The 18,109-nt window shown below is 65.1% G+C and carries 15 protein-coding genes; 9 read left to right on the top strand and 6 right to left on the bottom strand.

Features of this window, described 5'->3' with window-relative positions:
- The first annotated feature begins 117 nt into the window (after positions 1 to 117).
- Complete coding sequence (locus JQ627_RS13010; RefSeq protein WP_212484603.1) at positions 118 to 1,011, top strand: YihY/virulence factor BrkB family protein; 894 nt, start codon at positions 118 to 120, stop codon at positions 1,009 to 1,011.
- Here the strand turns inward: JQ627_RS13010 and JQ627_RS13015 are convergent.
- Together JQ627_RS13015 and gluQRS are read right to left on the bottom strand one after the other, a co-directional pair.
- Positions 938 to 2,218, bottom strand: a complete 1,281-nt coding sequence (locus tag JQ627_RS13015; protein ID WP_212484604.1) for an ATP-binding protein — start codon at positions 2,216 to 2,218, stop codon at positions 938 to 940. The two genes, JQ627_RS13010 and JQ627_RS13015, sit on opposite strands and share 74 nt — an antisense overlap.
- 103 nt (positions 2,219 to 2,321) lie before the next feature.
- The gene (gene gluQRS, locus JQ627_RS13020) at positions 2,322 to 3,191 is read right to left on the bottom strand and encodes a tRNA glutamyl-Q(34) synthetase GluQRS (RefSeq protein WP_212484605.1); all 870 of its coding nucleotides are present in this window, start codon (positions 3,189 to 3,191) and stop codon (positions 2,322 to 2,324) included.
- Positions 3,192 to 3,373: 182 nt separating this feature from the next.
- On the opposite strand from gluQRS, the gene JQ627_RS13025 reads away from it, so the two are divergent.
- Positions 3,374 to 4,027, top strand: a complete 654-nt coding sequence (locus tag JQ627_RS13025) for a DNA-3-methyladenine glycosylase (protein ID WP_212484606.1) — start codon at positions 3,374 to 3,376, stop codon at positions 4,025 to 4,027.
- On the opposite strand, the gene JQ627_RS13030 is transcribed toward JQ627_RS13025, so the two are convergent.
- Positions 4,024 to 4,911 (bottom strand): LysR family transcriptional regulator, encoded by an 888-nt coding sequence (locus tag JQ627_RS13030; protein ID WP_212484607.1) that lies wholly within the window; start codon positions 4,909 to 4,911, stop codon positions 4,024 to 4,026. The genes JQ627_RS13025 and JQ627_RS13030 overlap by 4 nt on opposite strands.
- A 181-nt stretch (positions 4,912 to 5,092) precedes the next feature.
- Here JQ627_RS13030 and JQ627_RS13035 point away from each other — a divergent pair, with 181 nt between their 5' ends.
- The 7 genes from JQ627_RS13035 (at position 5,093) to JQ627_RS13065 (ending at position 13,694) form a co-directional block, all read left to right on the top strand.
- On the top strand, positions 5,093 to 6,067 hold the full coding sequence (locus JQ627_RS13035; protein WP_212484608.1) for a nitronate monooxygenase family protein: 975 nt from the start codon (positions 5,093 to 5,095) through the stop codon (positions 6,065 to 6,067).
- 51 nt (positions 6,068 to 6,118) lie between these two features.
- A complete protein-coding gene (locus tag JQ627_RS13040; RefSeq protein ID WP_212484609.1) occupies positions 6,119 to 7,303 on the top strand; it encodes an ABC transporter substrate-binding protein in 1,185 nt (394 codons plus the stop codon).
- Between the two features lie 10 nt (positions 7,304 to 7,313).
- A complete protein-coding gene (locus tag JQ627_RS13045; protein WP_212484610.1) occupies positions 7,314 to 8,840 on the top strand; it encodes an acyl-CoA synthetase in 1,527 nt (508 codons plus the stop codon).
- 98 nt (positions 8,841 to 8,938) lie between these two features.
- On the top strand, positions 8,939 to 10,024 hold the full coding sequence (locus JQ627_RS13050) for a DUF2855 family protein (protein ID WP_212484611.1): 1,086 nt from the start codon (positions 8,939 to 8,941) through the stop codon (positions 10,022 to 10,024).
- Positions 10,025 to 10,101: 77 nt separating this feature from the next.
- Positions 10,102 to 11,877: an NAD(P)/FAD-dependent oxidoreductase gene (locus tag JQ627_RS13055; RefSeq protein WP_212484612.1), complete on the top strand. Its 1,776-nt coding sequence runs from the start codon at positions 10,102 to 10,104 to the stop codon at positions 11,875 to 11,877.
- 61 nt (positions 11,878 to 11,938) lie between these two features.
- Positions 11,939 to 12,916: a peptidyl-alpha-hydroxyglycine alpha-amidating lyase family protein gene (locus tag JQ627_RS13060; protein ID WP_212484613.1), complete on the top strand. Its 978-nt coding sequence runs from the start codon at positions 11,939 to 11,941 to the stop codon at positions 12,914 to 12,916.
- A 220-nt stretch (positions 12,917 to 13,136) separates the two neighbouring features.
- The gene (locus JQ627_RS13065) at positions 13,137 to 13,694 is read left to right on the top strand and encodes an HNH endonuclease (protein ID WP_014491631.1); all 558 of its coding nucleotides are present in this window, start codon (positions 13,137 to 13,139) and stop codon (positions 13,692 to 13,694) included.
- A gap of 89 nt (positions 13,695 to 13,783) precedes the next feature.
- Here the strand turns inward: JQ627_RS13065 and JQ627_RS13070 are convergent, their stop codons facing one another.
- From JQ627_RS13070 to JQ627_RS13080, 3 genes are all read right to left on the bottom strand, one after another.
- The gene (locus JQ627_RS13070) at positions 13,784 to 15,127 is read right to left on the bottom strand and encodes an NAD(P)/FAD-dependent oxidoreductase (RefSeq protein ID WP_212484614.1); all 1,344 of its coding nucleotides are present in this window, start codon (positions 15,125 to 15,127) and stop codon (positions 13,784 to 13,786) included.
- Positions 15,128 to 15,316: 189 nt separating this feature from the next.
- Entirely contained in the window at positions 15,317 to 16,792 is a 1,476-nt protein-coding gene (locus JQ627_RS13075; protein WP_212484615.1) for a GH1 family beta-glucosidase, read from the bottom strand.
- Between the two features lie 2 nt (positions 16,793 to 16,794).
- Entirely contained in the window at positions 16,795 to 17,796 is a 1,002-nt protein-coding gene (locus JQ627_RS13080) for a family 16 glycosylhydrolase (RefSeq protein WP_212484616.1), read from the bottom strand.
- Between the last annotated feature and the right edge of the window lie 313 nt (positions 17,797 to 18,109).

Here is an 18,109-nt window from a genome sequence, read left to right on the forward strand (position 1 = left end):
TGGCTTTTGGGCCAATAATATCAGATGGTAGCGCGATGATTTCCGATTTGCACCCGTTGCCTGCTCTCCCGGCCTCTCCCTGTGCGCAGGGGGAGAGAGCAGCGGTGTAGGTGGCACGTGAAAGCAATCCGCTACATCTACGTCGTCGTGATGGATGCGTTCTACACATTCCTCGCCGACGACGGCTGGGCGATCGCGAGCCATATCGCGCTGTCGACCCTGATGGCGCTGTTCCCGTTCCTGATCGTGCTGACCTCGCTCGCCGGCTTCTTCGGCTCCAAGGAACTTGCCGATCAGGCCGCAAGCCTGATGCTTCAGGTCTGGCCCAAGCAGGTCGCCGATTCGATCTCGGGGGAAGTCCACGACGTGCTGACCACGACCCGCACCGGCGTGCTGACCATCGGCGCCGCGCTGTCGGTGTACTTCGCCTCCAACGGCGTCGAGGCGCTTCGCGTCGCGCTGAACCGCGCCTATGCGGTGGTGGAGATGCGGCGCTGGTACTGGCTGCGCCTTGAATCGATCGGCTACACGCTGGTCGCGGCCTTCACCGCGCTCGCCATGGCGTTCCTGATCGTGCTCGGACCGCTCTTCATCGAGGCGGCGCGGCGCCATATCCCGCTGTTCGTCGAGTCCAACGAGAGCATCCTCACCTGGCTGCGCTACGGCATCACCGTGGGCGCGCTGGTGGTGGCGCTGATCATCCTGCATGCTTGGCTGCCGGCGGGACGGCGCGGCTTCCTCCAGATCCTGCCCGGCATCGTCTTCACCATCATGGCGTCGCTGATCTCGGGCGTCGTGTTCGGCCAATATCTGGCGCGCTTCGCCAACAACTACGTGACGATGTATGCGGGGCTCGCCTCGGTGATCATCGCGCTGGTGTTCCTGTATTTCATCGCCGCGATCTTCGTCTACGGCGGCGAGCTCAACGCCGCGATCATCAAGTCGCGGCTTCCTCACGGCGTTTCGCTTCAAGCAGCGCAGTCGCTAAGGCCCTCGGAGACACAGGCTTGACCAGGAAGGCGTCGGCGCCCGCCTCGCGCGAGGCCGCCTCGTCCTCGCCACGGCCGGACACGCCGATGATGGGGATCTGAGCCAGCGGCGCCGGCATGGTCCGGATCCGCCTGATGGCCTCGACGCCGTCGATGCCAGGCAGGACCATATCCATCAGCACGGCATCGAACGCGCCCTGCGCGAGCCGGTTCACCGCGTCCTCGCCGCGCCCAATGAACTCGGCATGATGGCCAAGCTCGGTCAGGATGGTGTTGAGCACCACGCGGCCGAACGGGTTGTCCTCGACGCTGAGGACGCGCAGCGCGGCCATCGCATCCGCCTCGGCTTCGCCCTTCGACTTGCGGGACTTGCGCGATTCCGTCGCGTCCAGCGACATGGTCAACGTGAAGGTGGCGCCGCCGCCGCGCCGCGGTGCGACGGTGATGTCGCCGCCCATCGCGCGCGCCAGTTGCTTGACCGAGGAAAGGCCCAGGCCTGCGCCGCCGAAGCGCGAGGCGATGGTGACATTGGCCTGGGTGAAGGGGCGGAACAGCCGCTTGATCTCGGCCATGGTCAGGCCGATGCCGCTGTCGGACACCGCGAAGGCGACCCCGACCCTGCTCTTCTCTTTTGCCTTGCCCTTCGCTTTACCTTTGGCGGGACGCCAGGGCGCGACCGCGAGCGCGACACCGCCCTGCTCGGTGAATTTGACGGCATTGTCGATCAGGTTCTCGAGCGCGGCGCGCAGGCGGACGGGATCGCCGACCACCAGCCCCGGCAGCTTCTCGGAGATATCGACCTCGGCCTGGAGGCCCTTGGCCGCGGCGCGTCCGGCGAGCGAATCGCCGGCGCTGCGGGCGAGCGCGCGCAGGTCGAACAAATCTTGCCGCAAGGCACTTCCGCCCTTGCCTGCCCCTTTGCCGGTTCTGGCGGCATCGACGAACAGGGTGGCAAGGCTCGCCAGATGCTCGGCACCGGCCTTGATGGTGTCGGCCCAGCGCCGCTCCCGCTCGCCGAGATCGGAGGTGGCGAGCAGGTCGCTGATCGCGAGAATGCCGGTCAGGGGGGTACGGACCTCATGGGCGAAGGCGGCGAGTGCGGCCTGGACCACGTCCGGCGCCACGGCCTTGGCGTCGCGCATGCGCAACCGGCCGGCCGCCCCGGACCGCTTCCGAGGCGGTCGCCTGGACGTTCGCGTGGTGCGCGCTGGGCGCGTTTTCGCCGCCATGAATCCCCTTCGAAGATCCCCTTCGAACCCCGGGCTCTCAAGCAAGCATGGCACGGCGGAACCCCTGGAGTCACGGCGGCGTTTTGCTAACCCCCAGAGAAACTTAACCTAATCCCACCAGCCGGCGGATGCCGGCGGGCGTGGCGCCGGCAGCGCGCAACTCCCGCAGACCGGTCGAGCGACTCGACTTCGACAGTTTCCGCCCTTCACCGTCGCGAATCAGCGCGTGGTGGCGGTAGGCGGGTTCCGGCAGACTGAGCAGAACCTGGAGCAGGCGGTGGACCGAGGTGGCGTGAAACAGGTCCTGCCCCCGCACAACCTCGCCGATGCCCTGAAGCGCGTCGTCGACGACGACGGACAGATGGTAGCTGGTCGGCGTCTCCTTGCGGGCGAGGATGACGTCACCCCAGGCCTCCGGCTGCGCCTGGACGATGCCGCGCGCGCCATCGGGCCCCTCGCCAAGCTCGTTCCAGGTCAGACCGGAAACGCGTCGGCAGGCGCACGCCATGTCGAGCCGGAGCGCATAAGGCGCGCCGGAATCGATCAGCCGGGCTCGCTCATCAACGGATAACGATTTCGCAGTGCCGGGATAATGCGGCGCACCGTCGGGGTCGCGCGGCCATGGCCCAGCGGCCTCGCGCGCGGCCACGAGCCTGGCGATCTCCGCGCGGCTTTCGAACGCGGGATAGACGAGACCAAGCGCAGAGAGTTTTTCGAGCGCGGTGCGATAGTCGGAAAGATACTCCGACTGCCGGCGAACCGGCGTCTCCCAGGTCATCCCAAGCCAGGCAAGATCCTCGTAGATCGCCGTCTCATATTCGGGCCGGCAGCGCGTCGCGTCGATGTCCTCGATCCGCAGCAACAGCCGCCCGCCTGTCGCGCGCGCGCGGTCGAAATTGAGCAGCGCCGAGTAGGCGTGGCCGAGATGCAGCGGGCCGTTCGGGCTGGGGGCAAATCGGAAAACGGGTGGCATGAGTTCTCGGTGTATTCGTCATTGCCGGGCTTGACCCGGCAATCCATCTTCCAGGACTCTGTTACGATAGGAGATGGATGCGCGGGTCCCGCCTACGCCGAAGGCTTCGGCGGGCTTCTCGGTATTGAGCCGGCGTAGCCCTAGCAGAGACGGCAAGCCCGCGCATGAAAAGTTGAGCCACCATGACCGTCCACCTCGAAACCCAGTCCGATCTCGAAGAGGCCGTCCACGCGCTGATCAAGCGCGATCCGCGCCTCAAGCCCGTGCTCGAGATCGCCGGCATGCCCGCTCTGCGGCGGCGTGAGCCGGGTTTTACCGGGCTCGCCCACATCGTTTGCGGGCAGCAGCTCTCCACGGCGAGCGCCGCGGCGATCTGGGGACGGCTGTCCGCCGCCTTCGATCCGTTCGACCATGAGGCGGTGCGCCGCGCGCGCACCGACCGGCTGGGACGGCTTGGCCTGTCCGCCGCCAAGATCAAGACGCTGAAACATCTCGCGCGCGAGATCGGCGCGCAGCGGCTGAATCTCGACGTGCTCGCCGAAGAAGACGCCGAGGCCGCGCACCATACGCTGATCACACTGCCCGGCATCGGTCCGTGGACGGCCGATGTCTATCTGCTGTTCTGCCTCGGACACGGCGATGCCTGGCCGGCCGGCGACATCGCCGTTCAGGAGGGGATCAAAGTTGGCCTGGGGCTCAAGGCGCGGCCGACGGAAAAGCAGATGGCGCCGCTCGCCGAACCCTGGCGGCCGCTGCGCGGAGCAGCCGCGCATCTGTGGTGGAGCTACTACCGCGCAGTGAAGAAGCGTGAAGGTGTCATCGGCAACCAGCCCTAGCCCCGCAGCCGCTCGCGATCGGCACGGGCGCATTCGGCCACGAAGTCGATGACGGCGCGCACTGCGGACAACTCGACCAGATCGGGATGGGCGAGCAGCCAGAGATCGGCGACGCTGACGAGTTTCTGCGGCGCGACGCGCACGAGGTCCGGATAGCTTTCCGCGACGAAGCAGGACAGCGCGGAGATTCCTATTCCCGCGCGCACCGCGGCCAGCATGTCGCCCTGCGACGAGCAGCGCATCACCATGGTGCCTTGCCGGGTGATCGCATCGCTCCAGCGCGCAAGCTGCGCGTTCGAATCCTGGTCGGCAAAGCCGATGACGCTGTGCCCCTTCCACTCGCCGCTCCGCTCCGGCAAGGACCGGCCCGCGGCATAGTCGCGCGAGGCATAGAAGCCGGTGCCGAGACGGCCGATCTTGCGGCCGACCAGGTTTTCCTCGCCGCTATCGACCGGGCGCAGCACGACGTCGGCCTCCCGCCGGCGCACGCTGGCCGGAAACGGATGGGTGATGATCTCGAGCCGGATGTGGTCATGCGCGCCCAGAAACGATCTGAGCCGCGGCATCAGCCAGTGCGAGGCCAGCGTCGCGCCGATCGACAGCTTGACCGTGCCACGCGCCTTGCGACCGCCGGCGCCAACGGCGGCTTCGGCGCGAAGTGCGGCAGCCGCCATCGCCTCGGCATGCTCACGCAGCGTACGTCCGTCGGCGGTGAGCACAAAGCCATCGGCGGCCCGCGCCAGGAGCTTGGTGCCGAGCTGCGCCTCCAGCGCCGCGATCTTGCGGCTGACGGTCGGATGGCTGGCGTGCAGACGCTTTGCCGCCGCAGTGAAGCTTCCGGTATCGGCGACCGCGACGAAGGTCTTGCAGAGATCCCAATCCACCGCCGGCTCCGTACAAATCTGAATATGCGCTTGTTCAATATTGAACGATCCGCTACCCGCCGTCCAACCCTATAGTGGGATCAAAGCGCTGGGCGGCGGACACCCCGCCGGCGCGACAATCGACATGGAAGCGCTCACCCCCGGCCGGCAGGCCGTTGACGCGCGTCGTCAGGAGGATCGGATGGCACTGCCCGCTCTGCTCAAGAACAATCTGGAGCTGCCCGTCGTCGGCTCGCCGCTCTTCATCGTTTCCGGCCCGGAGCTGGTGATCGCCCAATGCAAGGCCGGCGTCGTCGGCTCGTTTCCGGCGCTCAACGCGCGTCCGGTCGAGAAGCTCGACGAGTGGCTGAGCCGCATCGAGGACGAGCTCGGCGAATACAAATCGCGCAATCCCGGCAAGAAGGTTGCGCCCTATGCGGTCAACCAGATCTGCCACGCCTCCAACGACAGGCTGATGAAGGACATGGAGACTTGTGTGAAACACAAAGCGCCCATCATCATCACCTCGCTGCGACCGCCGGCCGAGATCGTCGAGGCCGCGCATTCCTATGGCGGGCTGGTGTTCCACGACGTCATCAACGTCAAGCATGCCCGCAAGGCCGCGGAGCAAGGTGTCGACGGCCTGATCCTGGTGTGCGCCGGCGCCGGCGGCCATGCCGGCACGCTCTCGCCGTTCGCGCTGGTGCGCGAGGTCAAGCAATGGTTCGACGGCGCGATCCTGCTGTCGGGCGCAATCAGCGACGGTTTTGGCATCGCCTCCGCGCTGACGCTGGGCGCCGACCTCGCCTATATAGGCACGCGCTTCATCGCGACGCAGGAAGCCAATGCCGACAAAGCCTACAAGTCCGCGCTGACGCAGCACGCCGCGCACGACATCGTCTACACCAACCTGTTCACCGGCGTGCACGGCAACTATCTGGGCCCCTCGATCGCCGCCGCCGGGCTCGATCCGGACAATCTCCCGGTCGCCGACAAGACGAAGATGAATTTCGGTTCCGGCGGCAACATGAAATCCAAGGCGTGGCGCGACATCTGGGGATCCGGCCAGGGCATCGGCCAGATCCTGGATGCGCCTCCAGTCGCCGAGCTGGTCGACCGGATGAAGGGTGAATTCGATCAGGCGCGTCACGACTTCATGCTGCGCGCCAGCGCCTGACGGCTTGGCCCGACAAGAAAATTGGACTGACAAGACAAACGGGAGGACACCATGAAGCTGGCAGCCGCACTGATCGGCATGTCGTTGCTGGCGCTCGCAGCGGGCAGCGCCCATGCCGAAGGCAACGGCGAGATCCGCATCGGGCAGACCCTGCCCTATAGCGGGCCAGCCTCCGGCTTCGGCGCGATCGGACGGACCCAGGAAGCCTTCTTCGAGAAGGTCAACGCCGAAGGCGGCATCAACGGCCGCAAGGTCAAGTTCGTCACGCTGGACGACGCCTACTCGCCGCCGAAGACGGTCGAGCAGACCCGCAAGCTCGTGGAGCAGGACGAGGTGCTGATGATGTTCGGCTCGCTCGGCACCGCCACCAACAGCGCCGTGCAGCGCTACCTCAACGCCAAGAAGGTGCCGCAGCTGTTCGTGCTCTCGGGCGCCACCAAATGGGCTGATCCGCAGAAGAACCCGTGGACGATGCCGGGCATGGCCGCCTATGAATCCGAGGGCGTGGTCTATGCCAAGTACATCCTGCAGGCCAAGCCCGACGCCAAGATCGCAATCCTGTCGCAGAACGACGATTTCGGCCGTGACTATGTCGCGGGCTTCAAGCGCGCGCTCGGGCCTAAAGCTGCCGGCATGATCATCGCGGAGGCGAGCTACGAGACCAGCGCGCCGACGATCAGCTCGCAGCTCTCGACCCTGAAGGCCTCAGGCGCCAACGTGCTGTTTGGCGTCGTGCTCGGAAAATTCACCTCGCAGATGATCAAGGGCGTGGCCGAGATCGGCTGGAAGCCCGAGCTGTTCTTCGTGCCGACCTCGGCCTCCTCGATCTCGTTCCTGGAACCGGCGGGGCTGGACAATGCGGTCGGCCTGATCTCGTCGAGCAACCAGAAGGACACGATGGACCCGCAATGGGCCAGCGATCCCGGCGTGAAGGAATATTTCGCCTTCATGAAGCAATACATGCCGACCGCGGACCTCTCGAACTCCAACTACGCGGCGGGCTATCACTATGCCACGCTGCTGATGACGGTGCTGAAAGCCTGCAAGGACGATGTCAGCCGCGACAACATCTTGAAGCAGGCCGCGTCGCTGAAAGAGGTGAAGCTGCCGCTGCTGTTGCCCGGAATGAGCGTGTCGACCGGTCCGGACGACTATCTGCCGTTCCAGCAGCTTCAGCTCCGCCGCTTCAACGGCAAGAGCTGGGTGCCGTTCGGCGACATTCTCGATGACCGGTAGAGGACGTCCCATGATCATCAGCGGCGAGCGCCGGATCGATTATCCAGAACTCCATGCGCGGATCAGACGGGCCGCAGGCGGGATCAGCACGCTCGGCGGGCGCGAGGGCGCGCCGGTCGCCATGATGCTGCGCAATGACTTCGCCCTGTTCGAGGTGGTCGCGGCTTCCGCCGCGCTCGGCCGACCGGTGGTGCCGATCAACTGGCACCTGAAGGCCGCCGAGGTCCGCTATATCCTGGCCGACAGCGGCGCCGACATCCTGATCTGCCATGCCGACCTGCTGCCGCAGATTCGCGACGGCCTGCCGGAGGGCCTGGCGCTGATGGTCGTGCCGACGCCGCCCGAGATCGCCGGCGCGTTCGACATCCCCGCCGCGCTCACAAGGGTGCCGGACGGATTGACCGATTGGGACAGATGGCGGGACAGCCAGGCGGAACTCACCCAGCCGCCACGCCGCGGCGCGCCGATGTTCTACACGTCGGGCACGACGGGCATGCCGAAGGGGGTGCGGCGCATGCCGATGCGCCCAGAGCAGGTCGCGGCCTCCGAGCGCGTCGGGGCGATCGCCTATGGCGTGAAACCGAACGAGGATCAGGTCGTGCTGATGAACGGCCCGATGTACCATTCCGCTCCGCACTCCTACGGCATGCTGGCCTATCGCAGTGGCTGCACCATCGTGCTGGAACCGCGCTTCGATCCCGAAGACCTGCTTCAACTGGTCGAGCGCCATCGCGTCACGCACATGCACATGGTTCCGACGATGTTCGTGCGCCTGCTGCGGCTGCCCGACGACATGAAGCGGCGTTACGACTTGTCCTCGCTGCGCTTTGTCGTTCATGGCGCGGCACCCTGCCCGCCCGACGTGAAGAAGGCGATGATCGATTGGTGGGGAGGCGTCATCAACGAATATTTCGGCTCGACCGAGACCGGGATTCCGGTGTGGCACTCCGCGGCGGAGGCGCTGAAGAAGCCCGGCACCGTCGGCCGCGCCATCGAGGGCGGTGTCGTCAAGATCTTCCGCGCCGACGGCAGCCCGTGCGACGTCAACGAACCCGGCGAGATCTACATGCGGCAGGCTTCGGTGCCCGATTTCGACTATCACGGCAAGGCCGAGGCGCGCGCCGAGGCTGGCCGCGACGGTCTCGTCAGCGTCGGCGACGTGGGCTATCTCGACGCGGACGGCTATCTGTTCCTGTGCGACCGCAAGCGCGACATGGTGATATCAGGCGGCGTCAACATCTACCCCGCCGAGATCGAGAACGCGCTGATCGCAATGCCAGGGGTGCGCGACTGCGCCGTGTTCGGCATTCCCGACGCCGAATATGGCGAGCGGCTGTGCGCCTTTGTCGAGCCTGAACCGGGTGCCGAACTCTCGACCGACGCCGTCCGATCGTTCCTGCGCGACCGGCTTGCCAATTTCAAGGTGCCGAAGGACGTCGAATTCCGCGACGCGCTGCCGCGCGAGGCGACGGGAAAGATTTTCAAGCGCAAGCTGCGCGAGCCATATTGGGCGGGCCACGCGCGCGCCGGCGCGTAACGAACGGCTGCAAACAGCGTTTAAAACTATGTTGCTGTTGCAAAAGGATCGCCGGTGAATGATGAGATGCCGGCGCGGACAGAGCCGGGATCAAAGCCATGACATCGATCGACTTCGTCGTTGCGAAAGATGACCTCGACCAGTGCAAGACCATAGCGACCGAGCTCCCGAGCCCGGATGTACTGCCCACTGACGCACTGCTCGTGAAGGTCGACCGCTTCGCTTTCACCGCCAACAACATCACCTATGCGGTGATGGGCGATGAGTTGAAATACTGGCAGCTCTTTCCCGCGCCGAACGGTTTTGGCAACATTCCGGTATGGGGCTTTGGCGAGGTGATCGCCTCCAGGCATCCGGACGTCGCCGTGGGCGAGCGCCTGTTCGGCTATTTCCCGATGGCAACGCATCTCGTCATCGAGGCGACCGACGTGAACAAGCGCGGCCTTCGCGACGGTGCCGCACACCGGCAGGGCGTGGCGCCGGTCTACAACGCCTATGCGCGCGTCAGCGGCGATCCCGCTTACGCCGGCAGGAAGGGCGATTACCAGGCGCTGCTGCGGCCGCTGTTCATGCTGTCGTTCCTGGTCGACGACTTTCTGGCCGAGAACGACGACTTCGGCGCACGCACCGTGCTGCTCTCCAGCGCCTCGAGCAAGACCGCGTTCGGCCTCGCCCATCTGCTGCACACCCGCGGCCGCAAGGTGATCGGGCTGACGTCCGCCGGCAATGTCGACTTTGTCTCGTCGCTCGGTTGCTATGACGAGGTCGTCACCTACGACCGCATTGCGTCGCTGCCATCGGATGCGCCGGTCGCCTTCGTCGACATGGCCGGCAACAGCGCGCTGCGCGCCGGATTGCATCGGCACTTCGGCGACCGGATGAAATGCTCCGTACGCGTCGGATTGACGCATCGCGCCACCGAGCCCGACGAAGGCGCGCTGCCCGGTGCAAAGCCACGCTGGTTCTTCGCGCCCGACCAGATCCGCAAGCGCGCCAAGGAATGGGGCCCCGGCGGCATCGAGCAGCGCTTTGGCGCGGCATGGTCGGGTTTTGCGCCGCTCCTGGAGAGGAGCCTGACCGTGGTCGAGGGCCGCGGCCCCGACGCGGTGCGGCAGGTGTTTCTCGATACGCTGAAAGGGCGTATTCCGCCGGAGCAGGGCCACATGCTCTCGCTGCTCGGGTAAACCGCTTTCGAGGCCTGTCGAACCAGTATAGCGTCAACCTCAGAGGAAACGCCGCCAAGACGGCCACGAGGTCGCGCATGCTGGACAAGACGAAGGATATTTCCGTCTCCGCACAAGGCTGGCTCGATGAGTTCGAGCGCACGCTCGGCAAGCCTGATCCGGCCGCACTCGACCATCTCTTCCTCGCCGACAGTTTTTGGCGCGATGTGCTGGCGCTGAGCTGGAACCTGCAAACGATCGCTGGCCACGATCAGATCGCACAAGCGCTGACGGCGCTCGCGCCCCAGGCGGCGCCGACCAGCTTCACGATCGCGCCGAACCGCGCGGCGCCGCGTTGGGTCACGCGCGCCGGCACCAACAACATCGAGGCCATCTTCAATTTCGAGACAGCGGCCGGCCGCGGCAGCGGTATCGTGCGGCTCGTGCCCGATACCGCCGACGGCGACCGGCTGAAGGCGTGGACGCTGCTGACCGCGCTCGATGAACTCAAGGGCTTCGAGGAGCAGCTCGGCACGTCGCGGCCGCGCGGGCAGGCCTATTCACGCGATTTCCGCGGGCCGAACTGGCTCGATTTGCGCAACGCCGCGCGCGACTACGCCGATCGCGATCCTGCCGTGCTGGTGGTCGGCGGCGGCCAGGCCGGCCTTGCGATTGCAGCACGGCTGAAGCAATTGAAGATCGACACCCTGATCGTCGATCGCGAGACGCGGATCGGCGACAATTGGCGCAAGCGCTATCACGCGCTGACCCTGCATAACCAGGTGCAGGTCAATCATTTGCCCTACATGCCGTTCCCGCCGAACTGGCCGACCTACATCCCGAAGGACAAGCTCGCCAACTGGTTCGAAGCCTATGTCGACGCGATGGAGCTGGATTTCTGGACCGGCACCGAGTTCGAGGGCGGCGCCTACGACGACGCGAAGGGCTGCTGGACCGTCACGCTGCGGCGCGCCGACGGCAGCAAGCGCACCATGCAGCCGCGCCATGTAGTGATGGCGACCGGCGTCAGCGGCATCGCGAACGTGCCTGATATTCCGACCCTCAGCAATTTCAAAGGCACGCTGCTGCATTCGAGCCGCTACGAGGACGGCGAGAACTGGACCGGCAAGCGCGCCATCGTGATCGGCACCGGCAACAGCGGCCACGACATCGCGCAGGATCTCTGCTCCAGCGGCGCCGAGGTGACACTGGTGCAGCGCTCGCCGACGCTGGTCACCAATATCGAGCCGTCGGCCCAGCTCGCCTATGCGACCTACAACGAAGGCACCCTCGAGGACAACGACCTGATCGCGACCTCGATGCCGACGCCGCTCGCGAAGAAAACCCATGTGATGCTGACCGAGCAGTCGAAGGAGCTCGACAAGGAGCTGCTCGACGGCCTGCGCAACGTCGGATTCAAGCTCGACTTCGGAGAGGCCGGCACCGGCTGGCAGTTCAAATACCTCACTCGCGGCGGTGGCTATTATTTTAACGTCGGCTGCTCCAACCTGATCGTCGAGGGAGCGATCGGGCTCAGGCAGTTTGCAGACATCGAGAGCTTCACGACCGAAGGCGCTCGGATGAAGGACGGCTCGATGATCGCGGCCGACCTCATCGTGCTCTCCACCGGCTACAAGCCGCAGGAATATCTGGTGCAAAAACTGTTCGGCGACGGCGTCGCCGACCGCGTCGGACCGGTCTGGGGCTTTGGCGACGGGTTCGAGCTGCGCAACATGTATACGCGCACCGGGCAGCCCGGTCTCTGGTTCATCGCCGGCAGCCTCGCGCAGTGCCGGATCAACTCGAAATATCTCGCGCTCCAGATCAAGGCGATCGAGGAAGGTATTTTGGGGCGTGAGGCGGGTACGGCTTGAGCCCCTCGTCATTGCGAGCGCAGACCAGCGGGTCAGACGCAGCTAAAGGAAGGAAAGATCAATGCCAGCCATTCTCGGCACCGGCGAGCACCGCTACCACGTCGTCGAAAATTTTGCGAAGCTGCCCGACGGCTGGACGCTAACTGACGTCGCCTCGGTCGCCGTCGACAGCAAGGACCGCGTCTACGTCTTCAACCGCGGGGCCCATCCGATGGTGGTGCTGGATCGCGAGGGCAATTTCCTCCGGAGTTGGGGCGAAGGCCTGTTCTCCCGCGCGCACGGCCTGCACATTGATGCCGGCGACAATCTCTATTGCACCGATGACGGCGACCACACCGTGCGCAAATGCACCACCGACGGCAAGGTGCTGCTGACGATCGGCATCCCAGAGAAGCCGTCGCCGTTCATGAGCGGCGAGCCCTTCCATCGCTGCACCCACACCGCGCTGTCGCCGAAGGGCGAGATCTACGTCTCCGACGGCTATGGCAATGCACGCGTGCACAAGTTCACGCCGGACGGCAGGCTGCTCAAGAGCTGGGGCGAGCCCGGTACCGATCCCGGCCAGTTCAACATCGTGCACAACATCGCCACCGATGCAGACGGCTGGGTCTATGTCGCCGACCGCGAGAACCACCGCGTGCAGGTCTTCAATGGCGAGGGCAAGTACGAGACGCAGTGGAACAATCTGCATCGCCCCTGCGCGCTATGCTGCTGCGGTGGGGCCAAGAGCCCGACCTTCGTGATCGGCGAGCTCGGACCCGGCCTCGACATCAACCGCAACGTGCCCAATCTCGGCCCGCGGCTGTCGATCGTGGACGCCAAGGGCAACCGCATCGCGCGGCTCGGCGGCGAGAACGGGCCAGGCGTTGCCAGCGGGAAGTTTTTGGCACCACATGGCCTCGCGCTCGACTCGAAGGGCGACATCTATGTCGGCGAGGTCGGCGTCACCAACTGGAAGGCCAGCTTCGGAGATCAGGAGATGCCGGCCGTGGTGCGGGCCACGCGGTGCCTGCAGAAGCTGGAGCGGGTGCGGGAATAGCTGGGCTGGCGAGGCCGCGAAGCGCTGTCGGGTCGACCCTGCCTCCTCCGGCGTCGTCCTCGCCCCCCAATCACGGCGGTTTTGAGAGCTTTTGCCACCGAGCCGCCGCATTGCATGCGACTGAATAAGTCGCTCAACGGGCTTCACAATCCCGTCACGCTGCATGTAGTATGTCAGTACATGCTGCTTCGCAGCGTACATTGGAGGCCGGGAGCGTTACTTGAACGCACATGTCTCGCAAGGCAGTTGGCCGGTGTTGGTGCTGAATGCGGACTTCCGGCCGCTGAGTTACTACCCGCTGTCTCTCTGGTCGTGGCAGGACGCGATCAAGGCGGTGTTTCTCGACCGCGTCAACATCGTCGCTCATTACGATCAGGCGGTTCACAGTCCCACGCTGCAAATGCAGCTGCCGAGCGTCGTCTCGCTCAAATCCTTCGTCAAGCCGACCACGCATCCCGCGTTCACCCGGTTCAACGTCTTCCTCCGCGACCGTTTCAATTGCCAGTATTGCGGCTCGCCGGAAGACCTCACCTTCGATCACATCATTCCGCGCAGCAAAGGCGGCCAGACAACCTGGGAGAACGTCGTCGCGGCATGCTCGCCCTGTAATCTGCGCAAGGGCAATCTGACGCCGGCGCAGGCAAAGATGTTTCCGCGCCAGAGCGCGTTCGCACCGACCGTGCACCAGCTCCACCGCAACGGCCGCCTGTTCCCGCCGAACTATCTGCACGATAGCTGGCTGGACTATCTCTACTGGGATACGGAACTGGATCCGTAGGGCGACGCTGTTCGCGCTCGGCCGTTCGTGCGACCTGCTGAAATCGAAGATCGAGGACCCGTCGGGTCCTCGGTTCGTTTCATCGAACGTCACACATTCTGCGCCAGCGAATGAGCCTCGATTCGTTGACGGATATCGGGCGAATTGATCAGGTCGAACGGCTCCATGAGTTGCACGACATCCGAGAACGCGCGCTGGACCACCGGATCAGCCACGACAGCCCGGAATAGAGCGGCTTCGAACTGCCGGCTTTCCTCGTACCGCTCCGGGCGCTCGCCGCGCGTGGTTGGATAGGCGAAGTCAGCGTTCACGCCCATGTTCCAGGGTGCCTGAAGCAGCGCGCCCACTTCGGACATGAACCCAGTCTGGAGGGCCTCGATCGGGTCCGCCTCCCCGGCGACGCGATCCAGGATCTCGCGCAGCAACTTTGCCTCTCGCGCGGCGACCGTCATGCCCTGCCCGTAGACCGGATTGAACCGGCACAGCGAGTCCGCCACGGGGAGAATCCCGCGCGGCAGCCGCTTGAGCCGTTCAAAATGCCGCCAGCGGCTCGCGTCAAACACGAAATGCCGGAGGCCTCCGGGTGGCAAGAGCTTGTAGACTGCGTTGTAGATCGCCGGCGTCTTCAATTGGCGCGCAGCCGCAAGGTAGTCCTCCCACGTGCCGGGGCGATTCGTCGCGCCGTGACGGGAGATCGATGTAAACCAGCGCCCGCCTTCGAGAGGAATGATCAAGCCGGCTGTCGCCGACGTGGCGGGATCGGGCAACGTGACCAGATTTTGCCAGTCGAACGAGGTTCGCCCCGGCCGCAGAACCGCGGTAGTGTAGCTGATGTCGACGCCCACGACGGTCTCCTGCGGCCGCTCCCAGCCAAGCACATCGAGCAGGCCGAGCGTCGGCGCGCCGCGGCCGGATGCGTCCACCACGAGATCCGCCTCGATCGCCGCACCAACGCCTGCGTCGTTCTCGAACTTCACCATCGGCCGGGTTGCAGCCGGCACAATCTCCATCACGCGGCTCTGCGATTGCACTTTGACATTGGCGATCGCAGTCACCTTTTGGCGCAGCGTATGCTCGATCAGCGGCCGCGAGCCACACAGCAGCGACGTCCCGCAGTCGCGCCTTGGCAGCGCGCCGACATCTGGCCGCTCGTACTGGACGTCCTTGAAGACATTCACGGGAACTGCACCGGCGGCGGCAAGATCTTGAGCGAAACCCGGGAAAAGGGAGTCGAGGGCCTGCAGTCCACCGGCCAGAAGAAGATGCGGATGCCGATCCTGGGGAACGCCGGCGCGGGACATGATCGAAGCCGGCAGGACATCGCGTTCGAGAATGACGACTTCCTGGAAGGCGGGAGAAAGCGCACCGGCGGCAGACAATCCTCCAATCCCCGCTCCGATGACAACCGCGCGTTGCCCAAAATGACGGCTCATATTCATTCCTTTGTGGTTCGCTTCACCGCCTCTCTCTGCGTGGGCCGCACTACGGAAATGTTTCCGATCGCGGGATCTTTGTTTCGATTGCAACGGCGCGGCCGCGATGCGCGCTTCAAGGAGAAACGAACGGCGCCGTGGCGCGGGTCTATTGTGGACCAGGAGAGTAGCGGGGGCTAGGCGTCCAGCTCACACCCCGATCGCATTCCTCGCCACCACGTCCCGATAGAACGCCGCGCTCAGCTTCGGCACGCGCGCTTGCGTCTCGAAGTCGACCCGGTAGACCCCGAACCGCTTGCCATAGCCGAAAATCCACTCGAAATTGTCCATCAGGCTCCACAGGAAATAGCCGCGAATCGGCACGCCCTCGGCGATCGCACGCTGCATCTGGGTCAGGTAATTGCGCAGGAACATGATGCGATCGAGATCGTAGACCTGGCCGTCGGCAGAAATCTTGTCCTCGGACGAGGTGCCGTTCTCGCTGATATAGATGGTCTCGATGTTCCAGATTTTTGCGGCGAGACGCGGGGCCCAGTAGATCACCTCGGGGCCGACCCGCAGCCATTCAGAGTTCATGTGCGGGAACGAGGCTGGGAACGGCAGCACGCGGAAGCCCGACGCGCGATCGGAGGCCGTGACGTAGTATTGCGGCGCGTAGATGTTGAGCCCGACGAAATCGTTCGGCGTTCCGATGATCTTCAACTCCTCCGGCGTGAATTTCGGCGCATCAGCGCCGGCATAGGCGAGGAAGCCGTCGGTGTACTTGCCCTCCAGCACCACGCCGAGAAACCCGGCGTTGAGCTCACGCGTTGCGATCTCGGCAGCGCGGATATTTTCCGGCGTTGCGATCGCGGGCACGCAGGCTGCGATATTCTCGGCCGCACCGACGCGGGTGCCGGCGCGGCCCGACGCGCGGATCGCCTGCACGGCAAACCCATGCGCCAGCGCGACGTGATGGCGCGCCTGGTTGAGCTGTGCGGCCGGCAGCTTGGGGCCGGGCGCGTCGATGCCCCAGCCATAGCCGAAATTCACGAAGCGCCCGACCTCGTTCACCGTGAAGATGGTTTTGACCCGATCGGTCAGGCGCGCGGCGACATAGGCGGCGTAATCTGCAAAAGCCTTCGAAGTGTCGCTCGACCGCCAGCCGCCGACGCGATCCTGGAGTACCTGCGGCAGGTCCCAGTGATAGAGCGTCGCATAGGGCTCGATGCCGTTCGCGAGCAGCTCGTCGACGAGCCGGTTGTAGAAATCGAGCCCTTTCGGATTAGGCTGGCCCGATCCATCCGGAAACATTCGCGGCCACGCAATCGAGAAGCGGTAGGCCTTGACCCCGAGCGCCTTGATCAGCGCGACATCCTCCTTGTAGCGGTGATAGTGCTCATTGGCGCGGTCGCCGGTCGAGCCGTCCTCGATCTTGCCGGGCGTGTGGCTGAAAATGTCCCAGATCGATTTGCCGCGGCCGTCCTCGTCGACGGCGCCCTCGATCTGGTAGGACGAGGTCGCCGTGCCCCAGAGAAAACCCTTCGGGAAAGGCGCAGGCGCATGGCGGTCGGCCGATGCTGCCGTTTCATTCTCCGCGGCGGCTGTAGACTTGGCACCCGCCGCTGCGCCAAGCGCGGCGCCCGCGAGCCTGGCAAAATCGCGCCGCGAGACATCGGCTGACATCGCTATCTCCGAGCCTGCTCCATGTCGATCTGATAGGCGGAAATCCGGTCGATCTCGAATGCGACAGTGGGCGGCGATTCCGCATCGACCGGACCGACGCCGAGAAAGAATTTCGATCCGATCGCGAGATTGACGATCATGTACATGGGATCGTCGAAACCGATCGGCACCTTGATGTCGGAGACCGGCTTGCGGTCGATGAAATAGACCAGGCGATCCTCCTCCCACAGCACACCATAATTGTGAAACACTCTGGAGGCGTCGCCGACCGCGTAGTCGAAGCCGCAGGACTGGATCTTCTGGGTCGAGGGAATCCGCCAATGCGTCGTCATCACGAGATCGCCGGGCCGCTCGCCGCGGCCTTCCAGCACGTCGACCTCCGGCGGCCAGCCGCCGTCGTCCGCCAGCATCCAGAACGCCGGCCAGACCGCATGGCCGACCGGCACCTTGGCGCGGATTTCGAAATAGCCGTGCTTCTGCGCAAACGTGCCCTGGGTCGTCAGGATCCCCGAGATGTACTCGTTGTTGAACAGAACGGACTTCAGTTCCGGTGGTGTGCGGCTGGCGACGATCGAGAGCACACCGTCCTTCACCTTGAACGGATCGAGCCCAAGCGGCGTCCCCGCACGCCCCGAATAGCGCGGGTCGACATAGATCTGCTGCTCGCCATTGGCGCTGGTCTTGCGCTTGAAGTCGGAGCCGTCGCCGCCCCAATAGCGCGCTTCCGGCCACGCCGCACCGCCGGCGTAATGCGGCACCCAGCGACCTGTCGCAAGCGGATGCTCATCAAAGTCATCGTTGAAGGTCCGGCGCAGCGGCAAGAACGCGAGCAGGGCGGGATTGGCCGTCTCCAGCCTGCGGCACTCGATCATGGAGGGATCGGTGGTCACTTGCAGCGTCATCGTGCCGGGCGCAGCATCGAGATCGTCCTGCGCAAAGCCCGGCGCGGGCACGGCAGACAGGCCGATCGCAACCAGAACGCCCTTCGTCCAACTGTCGATCATCACCGCACATCGAACTTGGCAGAAGACTTGGCAGAACACTTGGCAGGACATGCGCAGGTTAGCTCGCCTGTCTTCGAGCGGGCAAGCACGGCCATCTGTGCGGGCGGGCGATTTCGAAAAGGTCATTTCGACACCGCATTCAGGTCGGCCGGAAATCGCGTCACCCCGGCGCAAGATCGGCGGTTAACCGGGCCCAGTTCCGCGCACCCCAGCTCCGCCAGAGAGGCGCCGGCGCGAAATCCTTCCGCATTCGTTACCGTCCCTTAAGCCTCCGATGGCAGTTTGGCCGGGATCCGCGGCCCTGCCCGTCCCA

Origin of the sequence: Bradyrhizobium liaoningense, assembly GCF_018130785.1 — a bacterium.
Taxonomy (GTDB): Bacteria; Pseudomonadota; Alphaproteobacteria; order Rhizobiales; family Xanthobacteraceae; genus Bradyrhizobium; species Bradyrhizobium liaoningense_A.